This window comes from Rhodohalobacter mucosus (genome assembly GCF_003150675.1).
GTDB lineage: Bacteria > Bacteroidota > Rhodothermia > Balneolales > Balneolaceae > Rhodohalobacter > Rhodohalobacter mucosus.
This window is the reverse complement of record NZ_QGGB01000007.1, coordinates 368,134-382,435: the sequence shown is the minus strand read 5'-3', so window position 1 is coordinate 382,435 and position 14,302 is coordinate 368,134. Positions and strand designations below refer to the sequence as shown.

The 14,302-nt window shown below is 40.8% G+C and carries 9 protein-coding genes; 8 read left to right on the top strand and 1 reads right to left on the bottom strand.

The window, feature by feature from the left end; genetic code table 11:
• The first annotated feature begins 52 nt into the window (after window positions 1–52).
• A complete protein-coding gene (locus DDZ15_RS11175; protein WP_109647166.1) occupies window positions 53–898 on the top strand; it encodes an MBL fold metallo-hydrolase in 846 nt (281 codons plus the stop codon).
• Here DDZ15_RS11175 and DDZ15_RS11170 read toward each other — a convergent pair.
• Entirely contained in the window at window positions 895–2,112 is a 1,218-nt protein-coding gene (locus DDZ15_RS11170; RefSeq protein WP_109647165.1) for a PcfJ domain-containing protein, read from the bottom strand. The two genes, DDZ15_RS11175 and DDZ15_RS11170, sit on opposite strands and share 4 nt — an antisense overlap.
• 664 nt (window positions 2,113–2,776) lie before the next feature.
• Here DDZ15_RS11170 and DDZ15_RS11165 point away from each other — a divergent pair.
• The 7 genes from DDZ15_RS11165 (at window position 2,777) to DDZ15_RS11135 (ending at window position 14,242) form a co-directional block, all read left to right on the top strand.
• A complete protein-coding gene (locus tag DDZ15_RS11165) occupies window positions 2,777–3,460 on the top strand; it encodes a hypothetical protein (protein ID WP_109647164.1) in 684 nt (227 codons plus the stop codon).
• Window positions 3,461–3,491: 31 nt separating this feature from the next.
• Window positions 3,492–4,187: a hypothetical protein gene (locus DDZ15_RS11160; protein ID WP_146198576.1), complete on the top strand. Its 696-nt coding sequence runs from the start codon at window positions 3,492–3,494 to the stop codon at window positions 4,185–4,187.
• Window positions 4,188–4,501: 314 nt separating this feature from the next.
• Window positions 4,502–5,257, top strand: coding sequence for a vWA domain-containing protein (locus DDZ15_RS11155; protein WP_109647162.1), 756 nt, complete (start codon window positions 4,502–4,504; stop codon window positions 5,255–5,257).
• Window positions 5,258–5,282: 25 nt separating this feature from the next.
• A complete protein-coding gene (locus DDZ15_RS11150; RefSeq protein ID WP_109647161.1) occupies window positions 5,283–6,137 on the top strand; it encodes a PP2C family serine/threonine-protein phosphatase in 855 nt (284 codons plus the stop codon).
• A gap of 23 nt (window positions 6,138–6,160) precedes the next feature.
• Window positions 6,161–7,429: a helix-hairpin-helix domain-containing protein gene (locus DDZ15_RS11145; RefSeq protein ID WP_109647160.1), complete on the top strand. Its 1,269-nt coding sequence runs from the start codon at window positions 6,161–6,163 to the stop codon at window positions 7,427–7,429.
• Complete coding sequence (locus tag DDZ15_RS11140) at window positions 7,420–11,100, top strand: CHAT domain-containing protein (RefSeq protein WP_109647159.1); 3,681 nt, start codon at window positions 7,420–7,422, stop codon at window positions 11,098–11,100. The genes DDZ15_RS11145 and DDZ15_RS11140 overlap by 10 nt, the downstream gene beginning before the upstream one ends.
• Window positions 11,101–11,191: 91 nt before the next feature.
• Complete coding sequence (locus DDZ15_RS11135; protein WP_109647158.1) at window positions 11,192–14,242, top strand: DUF4407 domain-containing protein; 3,051 nt, start codon at window positions 11,192–11,194, stop codon at window positions 14,240–14,242.
• Window positions 14,243–14,302: the final 60 nt, after the last annotated feature.

Sequence of the window (14,302 nt, the reverse complement as noted above, 5' to 3'; positions counted from 1 at the left end):
CAGGTCTGACGCAAGGCTGACCAGATATCATCATCACACAACAAAATCCTTTATGCAGATCGGCGATTTTGCCATAGAACAGCTCAGCGAAGGTTTTTTTGAGCTGTTCGAAGACGGTACCTTTCAAAAGATGGATCCCGGTCGCATCCGTCATGCGGCCGACGACCCCTCGCTCGGCAGGTACTCCTCTGCACTGGGCATTGATCCCCTTCTGATTACCAACGGTGAAACCAATATTGTGGTGGATCCCGGCCTTGGCTGGGGACTCGATTACAACAGCCGTTACCGCGATACCTCCAATGTGGTGACCAATCTGAACATCTTCGGCCTGCGTCCGGAGGATATCCACCACGTAATCCTCAGCCACCTGCACTACGATCATGCCGCAGGCTGCACATTCGTTGATCAGCATATCAAAACCTGTGCCGTATTTCCCTATGCAAAATACCATCTGCACCGGCTGGAATGGGAGCACGCACTGACCGAGTCGGAACAGGGCACAAACGTAAAAGGTGCCGGATACCGGCTGGATGAGCTCTACAGGCTGGCCGCCGAAGAGCGGTTCACATTCATGGAGAACGACATTTTCGAGCTGATCCCCGGCATTACCCTGATGAAAACCGGCGGACATACTCCCGGTCACCTGATCGTTAAAATCGAAAGCAGCGAAAAAGCCGGCTACTACATGGGCGACCTGATCCCCACCGAATACCACCTTAACCACTACTCCATGAAGATGGTAGATCTGGACCCACTCCAGTCCAAAAAAGCCAAAACAATCCTCCTGCGTCAGGCTCTAAAAGAAAAAGCAGTGATGTTCTTCTACCACTCCCTCTACAAAAAATCCGGCCAAATCTCACTTGATAAGAAAAAGAGATACGTGCTGAAGGATGTTTAATTAGAATTTAATTGTTCAAGCCATAAACCGATTATTTGCTTTTCCTTTTTGTTTGGTGCCCTGTTCCTCTTCCCACGAATTTGTAGTATATCAAAGTGATCTAGTGAATAAGAAATAGTGATTTGCTTTACTTTATTCCTAGTTAGCGAAAATACCGAAATTTGATCATTAAGCACTTCATTTAAATGATCAAATACACAGTGTTGCATAATCTCTCCTTCTTCTTTTAACTGTAAACTGCTGTCGATTTCTTCAATAGACCATACATCTCCATCATTTGTCTCAGTAAACCAACTCTTGAACCTTTTTTCCCAATGCAGATATGGGTGTTTATAATCACAATTCATTAATAACCTCTGGTACTCCTCAATCATTTTTTTTGCTGACCTGCCCTTCCAAGTGATATTCCCTCTTGAAACTTGAGACTCATTCTTGTAAATGATTTCACTAAAGTGAAGTAAGCTATACAATTCAGCATCTGTTAATTTACTACTCTGTTTCAGTAGCCAATTAATAAAACTATGCCAGTACGATATAAATGTGTCATTTTCTTTTGGTTCCGTGAGATCAATTCCATGTGAAAAAAAAGGGTAATCCACTATTAGAGTAGCATCCCTTATACTACCACTCTTATACATTATCCAAGCAAAAAGCACTCCATAATATGTATCATAATGTGCAGGTACATGATATAAGTGTTTTTGCAGCTTAACAGGGTAACTCCAATTAAATAACTTCGAAACTTTTTTTAGACTTGCGCCCTGTGATAGACATACAAACCAAATTAACCATTTGACATTTCGAACATCCAGTGGCTGATCCCAAACTGAATACAAAAAAGCTGGAGGTTTATATTTTACTACAATTTGTTCTAAAATATAATGTGGGTTATTATGATCTACACATATATTTTTCCTCCTAAGGAATGGAAGAAACAATATGATGTTAGAAATAAAGTTTTTAGAAATAATTTTGTCGTCACCTAGTAGAAATTTTAACGTATTTATCATTTCTTTTGATCGGTGATCATAGCTAAGCATCATATTTTTAATGTCATAAAAATGCTCAAATAGTTTTATACCTAAATTGTCCGAGCTGATCTTAGGTTGTCGTTGCTGATTCATAAACAAATCTAAAGTAGTATCACCAGAAACTTTAGGTTCAATTTTAGCCAGATATTCTACTAGATGATTGTTATTTAGTTTCTCTAGCATTGTAGGATAGATGTTGATTTACTTGACAATTTCGATACAAGGTTAATTGTCAACTTTACTACGTAAGCAATATTTGTCTAAATTGCGTATCACATGAGTTCACCATCCTCAAAATAATTTTGTCAGATTAAATTAAGTTTACAGTCTAATTCTTCTGATCTATTTAGATGAGCCATTCGACTTTTAATACAAAATTGTAATAATACATCGTATTTCTTACTCACTACCAAATGACCATATTGTAAGTGATATAAATGATTGTGATAAGCTACAACCTAGGTACCTTCTTTGTGATGACTATTGACCATATAGCAATTTTAAACAACTATAGTATCAAATTGTATTTCTGATCTAGAGGCCAAACTAGCTTAGTTTAATCAAGAGTATCGGGAGAGAGTTAATTCAATCTAGTTAAGTAAAGACTGTATCATTGTCTTTCGGTGTGAATATAAACGATTCTTTCAAGGCTGATTGATCTATCCAGTAGACACTATGTTAGTGACAGACCTTTTGGCTAAAAAAAAGCAGCCAACTAGTTTCACTTTGTACTTTTTTAATTCAAGTGATACGGTAGCAGATTGATCTTTCCTCTAAAAGGTAGCAACAGGACAAACAGATTCAATCAAACATCATCAATTGTATATCACTCTGAATAGAAAATACTATGAAAGCATATAAGAAATTTACAATAGAAAGACTTGCTGATGAAATTATCGAATTAGAAAAAGTGGCAAACGAAGTTGCTAAACATCCATGTCTTCAGCCAACTATTGATCGTTGGAAATCTGAAAAAGTAGCACAGATCAATGAATCTTTACTTTACGATAAAATAGTCGATTTCGATAATGAAAGTATTTACATGGTGTCCAAATATCTTTTAATGGAGCTTCAAATCCGACTACTGGAATCCAAGCTTATATCAATGAAAGCTGACCTTGAAAAAACTATGTCTAGTTTGATTGAACATTTTGAATTACAAGGATCGCTTCTTGATAGGAAAAATAAACTAGTTTTAGGAGGGCTCTTTATTGGTAAGCTGAATAATAAAAAACAAATAAGACTTTACGAAGAGCTTATTGATTACACACTTGACCTAGCCGGGGCAAAAAAAGAAAATTATTGCGTTGATTTGATTACTCAACTGTTAGATACAAATAAAGTTTCAAGCTATTTAAATGAAATTGAAATTGAATTCTCTATTAAACCAAATCAAACTAGGGACACTTTACTGCACATAATTAACAATAAAAAGGTTGCTGTTACTTCATCAAAAGATAAAAGCTTATCAAAACCATTAAGAGATTTCGCAAAAATGGTATCTGAATTGAATCAGTTTAGTAATTCATAAAAATAAATAAAATCAATTAATGGTGAATATTATGAAGGATAATAATCTAACAAGTATCGAAGAGTTATTGGATAATGTTATTAAATCAATTGAAATAAGAGATCCTAAATTGAAGGCCGTAACAAAAAACTGGAAAAATCAGATCATTAAAGCGGCAGAATTTGAAAATAAAACAAATTCATGTGTACACCGATTTACAGAGGACACAACAAACATAATAGAAAATTTCTTCCGCATTGCATTGAAAATGCAGTTACTGGAGACCAAAAGAACAAAACTGAGACACGAACTAAGGATAAATGATATCGAAATGAAAGAATCTCTTGCAATATATGATGGATTCAGTTTTGATGAGCAAAGACATCAATTATGTTATGCATCATTAATGGTTGGGCAGTTGAGAGAAGAAGTTATACAGCAGATACATCTTCAACTCTATCAGTATTCACTATTTTGTCTTGGTGAGATTGAAAACTCCGGCAATATTGAGATTCATGATGAATTTGCAGAATGGAATGTGGCATATAATATATCCGTAGCTGAATATGTAGAGAAATTTCAACCAATGATCAGTAGACTGCAGCAACATGAAATATCAGAGATCAAAAAAATTATAACTGATTGTGATCTTGCATCTGACGTTGCAAACAATGCCAACAATCATCTTATCATTCGTCTATTGGCGTTGCTTGTCCTTGAACATTCCAGAATCATCTCAGACCGGTAGAATCGAGATACAAATTTGGAAATTATTTTGTTGAATTAATTCAAGCCAAAAAGATACTAGCTGAATTAATTCGATACCCGGTCAAATTTATAGGCCGTTCTGTACAGTTAAGGCAGGATGGCCTAACTATTTTTTACTACATAGATCTGACTCTTCTTGAATTGACCAGATAATCCTAAGCCTGATTGATACGCAATCATACTCTTGTTTACTCTTCCTAGTAAATATCCCTGAAATGCTAACCCACTAATACAAAAGTAAGGTGGTATTGATTTTCAGTGAATACTCACAATATCAAATAAATGGTGACAACTATGCCTGGTAAGAATGATTACATCGATGTATATCCGCAAGATCTGGAAAGTAATGAACACGAACTGGATAGCCGATTCAACGAAGTAAATGAAGGTGCTGATTTAGGTTATGGGAAAAGGTTGCCACTAATCCTGATTCTTGACACTTCATCATCCATGAATGGAAGATTCGATGGTGTCAAGGCTATTGATGAACTTAACGAAGGCCTTAAGATACTTAAGAGTGAAATTATGAAAAATGAGATCGCGCGATTCGTAGTAGAACCTCAGATTATTACTTTTGGCGGAATGGTTAACGTACTTCAGGATTTTACAACGATCGACAATTTTACACCACCCATTTTAAAAGCTTCAGGTTTAACTCCACTAGCTGAGGCTATAAACCAAGGAGTGGATTCTTTGAAAAATCGTCTGGAAGCATATGACGCTAGTGGTCTTGATTATTATAAATCAATCATTTTTCTAGTCACTGATGGTCAACAGGAACCAAAAAATCCGACCATGATGGATATAGCTGTCAAAAAAGTACATGCCGTAAATGACATTTGTACTTTCTTTCCTGTTGGAACTGCAACTGCGAATTTCAATGCACTGCAGGCATTTGCAGTGAATCAACCGGTTGTTGAATTAATGAATATGGATTTCAAAGCCATGTTTGAATTCATCAGCAGATCAGTGACGATAATTAGCTCCTCACAGCCTGGACAAACCTTGGCTTTGCCGCCTGCTAATTGCTTTAAACCAATTACAGCTTAAATCACGAACCAAACACAATACAAAAATGAGTTCGAATCCAAAATTTCATGTTTTAGCAGCCTCACAAAAGGGATCATACCACAATGAGGGGCAACCAAATGAAGATGCCTTCTACTACAATCATATAGATAATGGGACATTGATTGCAGCTGTTGCAGATGGTGCCGGGTCGAACTCGGCTCCATTTTCTTCTGTAGGTTCACGATGGGCAACGAAGTTTGCAGTTACATGGCTCAGTAGTGTAATAGACCTCTGGCCAGAGTCTGAAAAACAGGATGCAGGACGGGAATGGAAGGAACTTATAGATCAATGTTTCTCAGAAACCATAAACCATATTCAGGACCGTACAAACTATCTAAACAATGGAGCGAATTCATTACAGATTACGATGGATGCATTTGCCACAACATTGCTCATCATTGTTGCAACTGAGCACTTCGTGGCTTATGGCCAAGTTGGAGATGGAGGTATCGTTGTACAGACAGCTATTGACTCAAATCATAAAAACACTGATTATGAACTTCATCAGCTTACAGAAGATCATAGTAAATTTGCAAATATTACCACATTTATTACGTCAGAGGATGCCTTGAAAGTCATCCAATCCGGCTTTGTACAGAAACCAATTAACGGTGTTTGCCTATTCACAGATGGATTGGCGCGTATCGCATTTGATAAAAAGGAAAAGGAACCCCGGCAATCATTTTTAAATCCACTGATCCGGATCGCAAGTGTAAGCAATAATGAACAAAGAGATAATCTCGAATTAGAAAAATATCTTCGCTCGAATAGAGTACAATCGAGAACATTTGATGATTGCTGCATTCTGGTGGCAGGAGGTATCTCTTCTAAGCTAACAGACGATATGGCTCAGAATTAAAATGATAAGATAGCACTATCAGAATGAAATCGCTTTGGATCCAATCAACTGGAACAAGATTACATCTAGACCCGTCAACTCTATTGCGAGGAGGTGAGGGAAGTGTTTATCGCCTACAAAACGAAAAGAATACCGTTGCTAAAATCTATCACGAAGTGATTCAGGATAGAGCAAATAAACTAAATGTGATGATTCATAATCCTCCCAACGATCCAATGGCGACTATGGGACATCACAGCATAGCATGGCCTAAAGACCTTGTGGTAAACGAAAATGGAATGACAGTTGGATTTATAATGCCACTCGCCGAAGGAAGTTCTGCATTTTCCTATCTTCTTCCTAAATCCAGGAAACAGCAGCATGCACATGCAAATTACCGAACACAAATAAGAATTTGCCGGAATATTGCTTCTGCAATTGAAGAAATACATAGTAATGGTTTCGCAGTAGGCGATCTAAACATGAGTAATATTTTAGTCAAAAAGAACGCTCTGGTAACTCTGATCGATTGTGATTCTTTTGAAATAAGAGATCCGTCAACCGGTAAAATTTATACTTGCAGGGTCGGTATTCCGGATTATACACCTCCGGAGCACCAGAATAAAAACTACGCATCTTTTAACGGGGGTACAAAGCACGATGCATTTTCGATGGCCGTACTTTTTTTTCAATTACTCATGGAAGGTATGCATCCCTTTTCAGGGTCGTACAAATATGGAAATGGAGAGGCCAATGTAGCACATAACATAAAGCAAAAGCATTGGACGTACGATCCTGAGAGAAAACAGGAATACAAGCCTCGTTCAGGCAGTCCTCCTTTTGAAATGCTCGACCCACATATTCAAAAATTATTTATCCGCTGTTTTCGAGATGGTTCTCATGATCCATCTATTCGACCAACTGCAAACGAGTGGAGAGAAGAGTTAGATACAAGCGAACTTTACTTGCAGAGTTGCAGTGAAAACAAAAAACATATTTTTGGTGAACACCTACGTGACTGCCCCTGGTGTGAACGGAAACAACTCTTACAAAATATAAATCCTCAAAAAATTACGTCCCATCAGATAACAAAAGACAGATCTGGATCATCAACACCCACCCTTCAAAAAAATCCTTCTGACGGAAAAAATATGGCTGGGGCAAAGAATTCAGCAAATATTCTAACACACATTTGGCAAAAAGTGACAAGGTTTTTGGTTCAAAAAAGAAAGGTTACTACGTTAAATCGTCCTATTAAGCTAGTACAAAATCAAAGCAAGATTAAAAAGCCGGCCAAATTATTATGGAAGTAAGAAACCTGGGTAAAGAGGTCGCACTTCTCGAGGATTTGAGTAATGATCCGAACCTGTGGGTCTGGACATTGCAACCCAATATACTAAGCAGGCTACAGCTCATTATTAATGAATTAAAAAATTCCGAAAAAACTGATTTACTCAGTAGGTCCATGAAACTACTTAACCATATCGAAGAAGTCCTGAAAAATCCGGAAAATCAATTTGAGAAAGAGGTTGCCCTATTATTAGACAATGTTTTTCAAACCTCAACTAAAAATCTTTCTATCAAAGAAAACTCTAAATACTTAACATATTTAATTTTCCTGAGTTCATGTGCAATCAATGCCTCCAGATTTTGGATTGCCCACCAATGCTGGGTGACTATCTTAAGAAATTTTAGTTCGGGAAGTCATTCTAGCTTTTCAAAAAATGATCTTCCTGCATATACCATTAAAAATATATTTAAACAGTTGATCGACCATGAACAGAGTTATTTATTAGTTTCTAGAACTCTTTCAGACTTGATAGTTGACTACGGCATCTATTTCACTGTAGAACTTGCTGATATTGCTTCAAGGCTTGGTTTTTCAATACTAAATCTAAAATGCTGGAAAGTAGCCGAAGTGCCATGTCGACATGCCGTAAATCTCTACGAACAGCTCGAATCTTCGAAATCGGGACAATACACTACCGAACTTGCAAATGCGGTCCACAATCTTGGAGTGTGTCTATTCGGCCAGAGCAAGTTGGACCAAGCCGAAGAAACCATGTTGAACGCCTTAAAGCTCTACGAAGAGCTCGAATCCTCGAATCCAGGGCAACATATCATTGATTTAACTAATGTAATTAGAATTTTAGAAGAATGTGGTGCTAAACAAAATAACTATAACAAGGCAGAAACATATGCAAGAAGAGCATACACTTTGTATGAACAGCTAGAATATCTAAACGGGGGAAAATTTATTAATGAGCTAGCAAGTGTATCCGGAAGGATTGGAGCTTATTTAGGTAGAAAATGTCTATATAAAGAATCCAACAGATTTAATCTTGTTTCATTTAAACTTTATAAAAAATTGGAGGTGACCTTGCCAGGTCAATTTTCCTCTGATTTGGCAAGAACCGCATACAATTTGGGTTCGTGTAATACTGATCTTTATAACTATGAGGAAGCTATAACCTACCATCGAATAGCTTGTAATATGTATGAAAAGTTAGAGTTGGTGCATCATGGAAAGTATACCGATAAATTAGCTGATTCATACTTCGGTCTAGGCATGAATCTAGGTTATAAAAGCACTTATAAGAAGGCAGTAATCTATACTTTAAAGGCGTCTACTTTATATAAAAAACTCGAACTTAAACACCCTGGAGAATTTGTTAGCAAACTGGCTCATACATACGGTAGACTTGGAGTTTATCTTAGTAAACTGAATAAACAAATAGAATCAGAAAGTTATGATTTAAAAGCATATCTACTCTTCAAAAAACTTGAATCTTTAATGCCTAGTCAATATACCACCGATCTAGCCTGTTCAGCTTCCAATCTAGGAGTGTGCCTTGGCAATCGGCAAAATTGGGATCAAGCCGAAGAGCCCCTCATCCAGGCTGTAGAGCTTTATGAGCAGCTCGAATCTTCAAAATCGGGACAATACACTACCGAACTTGCCAATGCGGCCGATTATTTAGGAGCGTGCCTTGTATATCAGAACAAGTGGGGCCAGGCAGAAGAGCCCTGCCGTCGCGCCCAAAAGCTTTACCAGCAGCTCGAAACGTTGAACCCGCATCAATATACCACTCAACTGTCCAAGGCATCGTTTTTGCTTGGTTTGTGTCTTGCCAATCTTCAAAAATGGTCTGAATCATTGCAGCGCCTTGAGCAGGCTGAGCAACTGGATCCGCAGAACGCTTTTGGGGTGAAATGGAATAGTTTACGCGTGCAAAGTCATGTATATCTTGTTATTGGTAGGTATGAGCTTGCGCACGAGACCATTTTACGGGCCCTGCAGGAGTTCAACACCCATCGGGCGGGCCTTCCAACGGCCGGTGAGCGGCTAGCCTTGCAAAACACGTATGCAATTTTATTCGAGCAGGTTCAAAAAGTGTTGCTGCACGAACAGGTCGCCGACTTCCGGCAGGCCTTCCACTGGCACTGCCACAAAGGGCGAACCCTGAGCGAACAAATCAGGTTTGGCCACTCCGGCTCCGGCGAGTACCCCCTGCCCTGCCCTGTCGTGGCTGAGCCTGTGCAGCTGGCCTTGTCGCTTAAACGATCACTGATGAGCAACTATCTAGGCGGGCGCCCCCTGCTGGTCAGCTACAGCTTTACCGGCCGCGACCGGCTGGTCGTCTATCTGGTACCCCTGTGGCAGGTGCAAGAAGACCGCGAGCTGCCTCTGTCTGTTAAATCCTTCTCCCTGCCCGACGATACCATCCGCCAGCTCTACCTGGCCCTGAGCCGGTCCCAGTGGCTGGAAGAATACATGTCCCGCGGTGGTTCCACCTCTAGCCAGGATGAGCCCTTTATGTGGGGCACCCGCAGCCGGCAGGATGCGTTTACGCAGGCAGGCCCCCTCACCCACCAGGACTTCGATGCGCCTGTTGGCGACAAGCAAAGCGACGACCCACCCTGGTGGGATGAGACGCTTGAAGAGGCCAAGTACCAGTTGTGGAAAACCGCCGATGAGCTGAACATCACCGACGACTGGGACCAGGGCAGTTTTAGCTGGCCGGCAGTGCGCGCCACAAAAGACTTATCACTGCGGGCCAAGCGCGGCCGGTTTCTTGCCATGGCCCGTAAAAAGATGCACCACTGGGCGGTACAGACCACTGCCGATAGGATCCTGCAGCCCTGGATTGACGAGCTAAACGAGCTAGAAGAACTGCCCACCGAGATCCTGATTGAACCCCACGGAATGCTCCATGTACTCCCGCTGCAATCCGCGCCGGTGCACTGGTACGATGGACAGCCGCAGCCCGGCCCGCTGGCCAGCCAGGTACCAACCAGGATTACCCCTGCACTCTCCCTGGCCGTACATTTGTCGGGTAAACAGCCCCAAGATACTCCCTCAGCAAAACGCTTGCTCATTGCCGGCCCACCACTGGACAGCGGCCTAGACCATGGTGAGGACGAGTGTACCATGCTCAGCGCCCTGGTACCGGAGGCCATCCTGCTGCAAGGCCGACAGATGAGGCTCCCGGGGCTGCGGCGGCAGCTTCAAGACCAAACTATCAGCGTGCTGCACCTGGTTACCCATGGGGTCTACGACGGCAGCGACCCGGCAGCCTCCTACATCCAGCTGGACGGGCAGACCCTCTCCGCCCGGCAGCTGCTCGATGGGGAACTTGACCTGACAGGGGTCGACCTGGTTTACCTGAGCAGCTGTGAGGGGACCTACGGGGAGGGGGACCTGAACGATGAAGTCATGGGACTGGTCTATGGGCTGCTGGCCGCCGGAGCGCGCTGCGTGATTGGCTACCTGTGGCCCATTGATGACAACCGGAGCCGGGCCATAGCTGAACAGTTTTACCGCAGGTGGCTCACCCGGCCCCAAAGCGCCGGACAGGCGTATGGGCAGACACTCCAATGGCTGCAACAGACCCACCCGGCATGGCTGCAAGACGATGCCGCCGGCTGGATACTGCATGGGGACATTCGTGTGAGGTGGGCCCAAAGCAATGATAATAGATAATTATGCTGGTCAACTGATTCGGTATCCATTGATTAATCACTTATGTGGGTAAGGAGTTGATAATAGAATATCAACTGATAGACAAACTCAAATGAGTGATGATATGAATCCCATTACTGATTTTTTCCTATGGTGCAGCATGACTGATCAGTCCGCACTAGAAAAACTGCCGTCTGATCATTACGAATCCTCAAGAAATATTCAGTTGCAGCTTGGCATATTTGTTTTTCTAACCGCTTTCTTTGCCCTTATTTCTGGCACATATGCAGCCTACATCATTACAGAAAGCGTGTACTCTGCACTTCCACTAGGTCTGTTATTTTCTGCGTTTGTTTTTTCATTAGACCGCTTTATTGTAAGTCAATTCAATAAATGGACACTTCTGCCACGCCTTATACTGGCAATGGTACTTGCCATTATTATCGCTATACCTTTGGAGCTAAGAATCAACCGAGAACCCATCCATGAAGCCATTCAAGAAGAGACAAGAATCTATAATGAAGAGCTCAGAGAAAGTCTATCCATTCGATACGGACTTCCTCGCATCCAGGATCGTATTGAAGAACTTATAGAAATACGATCCATCTACAGAGAAGATAGAGACCGCCAGAGAATCCGTATGGAAGCTGAAGAAACAGGAGAAATTGTTGCAGGATGGGGTAGCGGAATTCCAGGAAAAGGGGATTTATACGATGCTGCCGAAAAACGACTTGAGTCAGTACAGATTAAACTAGATGAATTGCAAATTGAACTTGTTAATCAAGAGGCAAAAGAGAGAGAAGTGCTGGCTGAAATCAGTCAAGCATTTCGTGAAAAAAAAGAAGATGTAAACCAGGGATTAGCAAAAAACATAAAGGTTTTAGAGTCTCTAAAACAGGAAGATGAAATTCTTTGGCGTGTGGGTTGGGGACTTAAAATACTCTTTCTCCTATTTGAAATCAGTCCACTTTTCATGAAAGCGCTTAATGAAAGTTATTACAGCAGGAGTATCAGACTAAATAATGAAAAAGACAGATTTGAAAAAAAAGCAAAACGAAAAATCATAAAAAATGAAATGAAGGCAGCTATTGCCGACCATGAAGACATCGTAAACACGTCTATTAATAATAAGGATTCTTCCAAATTTAGCATCGACGATGCAAGAGATACATATAGATTGTTTAAGGAAAAGAATTCTTCAACAAGTGCATTTACAAATTCATTGAATAAGGCTGCCACGAATAAAAACGGGCATAAAAGAAAACCCCGGTCTAAAGCCCACCAAAATGGTCAAATCCCTTTAAATCCAATAACAATTCTTGTCATAGGGATTACTCTTTTCATTTTAGCAGAACTTTTAACACCAATTGCTCCTGTTCAACAAATGATGGGAGCTGCAATGTTGACAGTACCCAAACCTGCATTACAACTTTTAATTGGAGAAAAAGCGGCAGAAAATTTCATGAACGCCGACTCTCTGTTGGCACTTTACCAATCAAAGCCTGAAATCCGCTCGGCTGAAGGGGATCTTATTTATGCCGGTACACCGCCAAATGGACTGCCTGCGACATTTAGTGAAATACTTATTTACACCGAAAATCATAGATTCAAACGGGTTTTTGTCATCGATTACTTTCGAACACTTCGAGAGATGTTCGACCGAGTATTTCACAAACGAATACCCAAAGGAACCAGCGGTATCACTCAGCAGCTTGCAAGGGGCGTTATTCTAGACAACTATGAGCGGAACTTGCTTCGTAAGGTCAAAGAACTCCTGATAGCTACAGGTCTTCGAAAAAAATACACAGATGAAGAATTGATAGAGTTCTACGCATACAGCGTCTTTCTGGGTCGAGATCTGAAAGGCTTCCACCAGGCAGCTTATGAATACTTCAATCGATCACTAAACCAACTAACAACTAAGCAGATGGTTGCCCTGGTCGCTATTCTTCCTGCCCCTAACACCTATATTAATAACTCTGATAAATTTGAACAAAGATACAACTCAGTAGTAAACCGACTTGCCGATAGCGGAATCTTCACTGATTTTGAAATAAATCAATTAGCAGCTCAAATTCCTTCTATACATGTAAGCAATGGGGCATTTGAACAGCGTATGACGATGAGACAAGCTGATATTTACCTGACACAAATGTTTGGCGATAGAAAGATTATTCAAACGACATTGGATGCAGACATAAGCTCCATAGCCAGGAATACCCTTCTCGGAATGACAGATGATGTTATGTCAATTACAGGTGTCACGGACGCAGATGGCTTCATACTCATATCACACAATCAAAAGCTCATCGCCATGATTGGTTCCGTTGACCCTTTTGGCACAAACCAAGCTACACAAGTTTCTGTATGGGCACCGGGGTCGGTACTTAAGCCCCTGATATACTCCGAATTTTTAAATCAGGGCAATACACTCTATACAAAAGTTCCCGTACAACCCCGGATCTTCGCGACAGAAAGAAATGGAAATTGGCACGTAGAAAATTCACAAGTGCTATCCCAAGACATAAAAGATGTGACAGTGTTGGAAGCACTAAGTTCATCCTTAAATGTGCCAGTCGCAGAGATCGCAGTTAGCCCGGTTTCATCTGAATTGAGAAACAAGCTTTCAGATACGGTTCTCAGGGGTTATTTTGATGATAACCCTGCCTCATTTTTGGGCCCAAAAGCAGTACGACCCATCGATCTATTCCATGTACTACATGCATTCGTACCGCCTTTAGGCAGCATCCCAAATCAACTTCAGATGAAGCTTAATCAGGAGACCAAGATGAAAAAGTTGTGGGAAGAAGATATAGCCAGAGACATCGTATTTGGAATGTCTCAGAGTGTAGAACATCCGTCCGGAGTACTTCACCCGACAGTTCAATCCATTGGTTGGTCAGGAGATATGATAGCTGGAAAAACAGGCACAACTCAACAAAATAGATCAGCTTCTTTATTTATTACAACTCCGGGTGAAATTTCCATCCTGGCTGGGGTTTTTAGCCGTAGCGGGCAACCTCTTCGATCAATTCAACCTGAATATGCAAACATTACAGGTTCCTTTATAGCTAGATACATGGATGAAATCCTTAAGTCCGAATCTTTACAAGAACTAACAGACAATCTCACTTTTTTGGCAAGTCTAGATTCTAATGACTAAATTTTAAATTTGAAAGATCTTAAATATTTTACTAAAATATTTAATTGATTTTATTTAAGG

Excerpts from the sequence above, each read along its gene's own strand:
- DDZ15_RS11165 (WP_109647164.1), top strand. The coding sequence starts at position 2,777 with ATGAAAGCATATAAGAAATTTACAATAGAAAGACTTGCTGATGAAATT.
- DDZ15_RS11150 (WP_109647161.1), top strand. The coding sequence starts at position 5,283 with ATGAGTTCGAATCCAAAATTTCATGTTTTAGCAGCCTCACAAAAGGGA.
- DDZ15_RS11155 (WP_109647162.1), top strand. The coding sequence starts at position 4,502 with ATGCCTGGTAAGAATGATTACATCGATGTATATCCGCAAGATCTGGAA.
- DDZ15_RS11160 (WP_146198576.1), top strand. The coding sequence starts at position 3,492 with ATGAAGGATAATAATCTAACAAGTATCGAAGAGTTATTGGATAATGTT.
- DDZ15_RS11135 (WP_109647158.1), top strand. The coding sequence starts at position 11,192 with ATGAGTGATGATATGAATCCCATTACTGATTTTTTCCTATGGTGCAGC.
- DDZ15_RS11170 (WP_109647165.1), bottom strand. The coding sequence starts at position 2,112 with ATGCTAGAGAAACTAAATAACAATCATCTAGTAGAATATCTGGCTAAA.
- DDZ15_RS11140 (WP_109647159.1), top strand. The coding sequence starts at position 7,420 with ATGGAAGTAAGAAACCTGGGTAAAGAGGTCGCACTTCTCGAGGATTTG.
- DDZ15_RS11175 (WP_109647166.1), top strand. The coding sequence starts at position 53 with ATGCAGATCGGCGATTTTGCCATAGAACAGCTCAGCGAAGGTTTTTTT.
- DDZ15_RS11145 (WP_109647160.1), top strand. The coding sequence starts at position 6,161 with ATGAAATCGCTTTGGATCCAATCAACTGGAACAAGATTACATCTAGAC.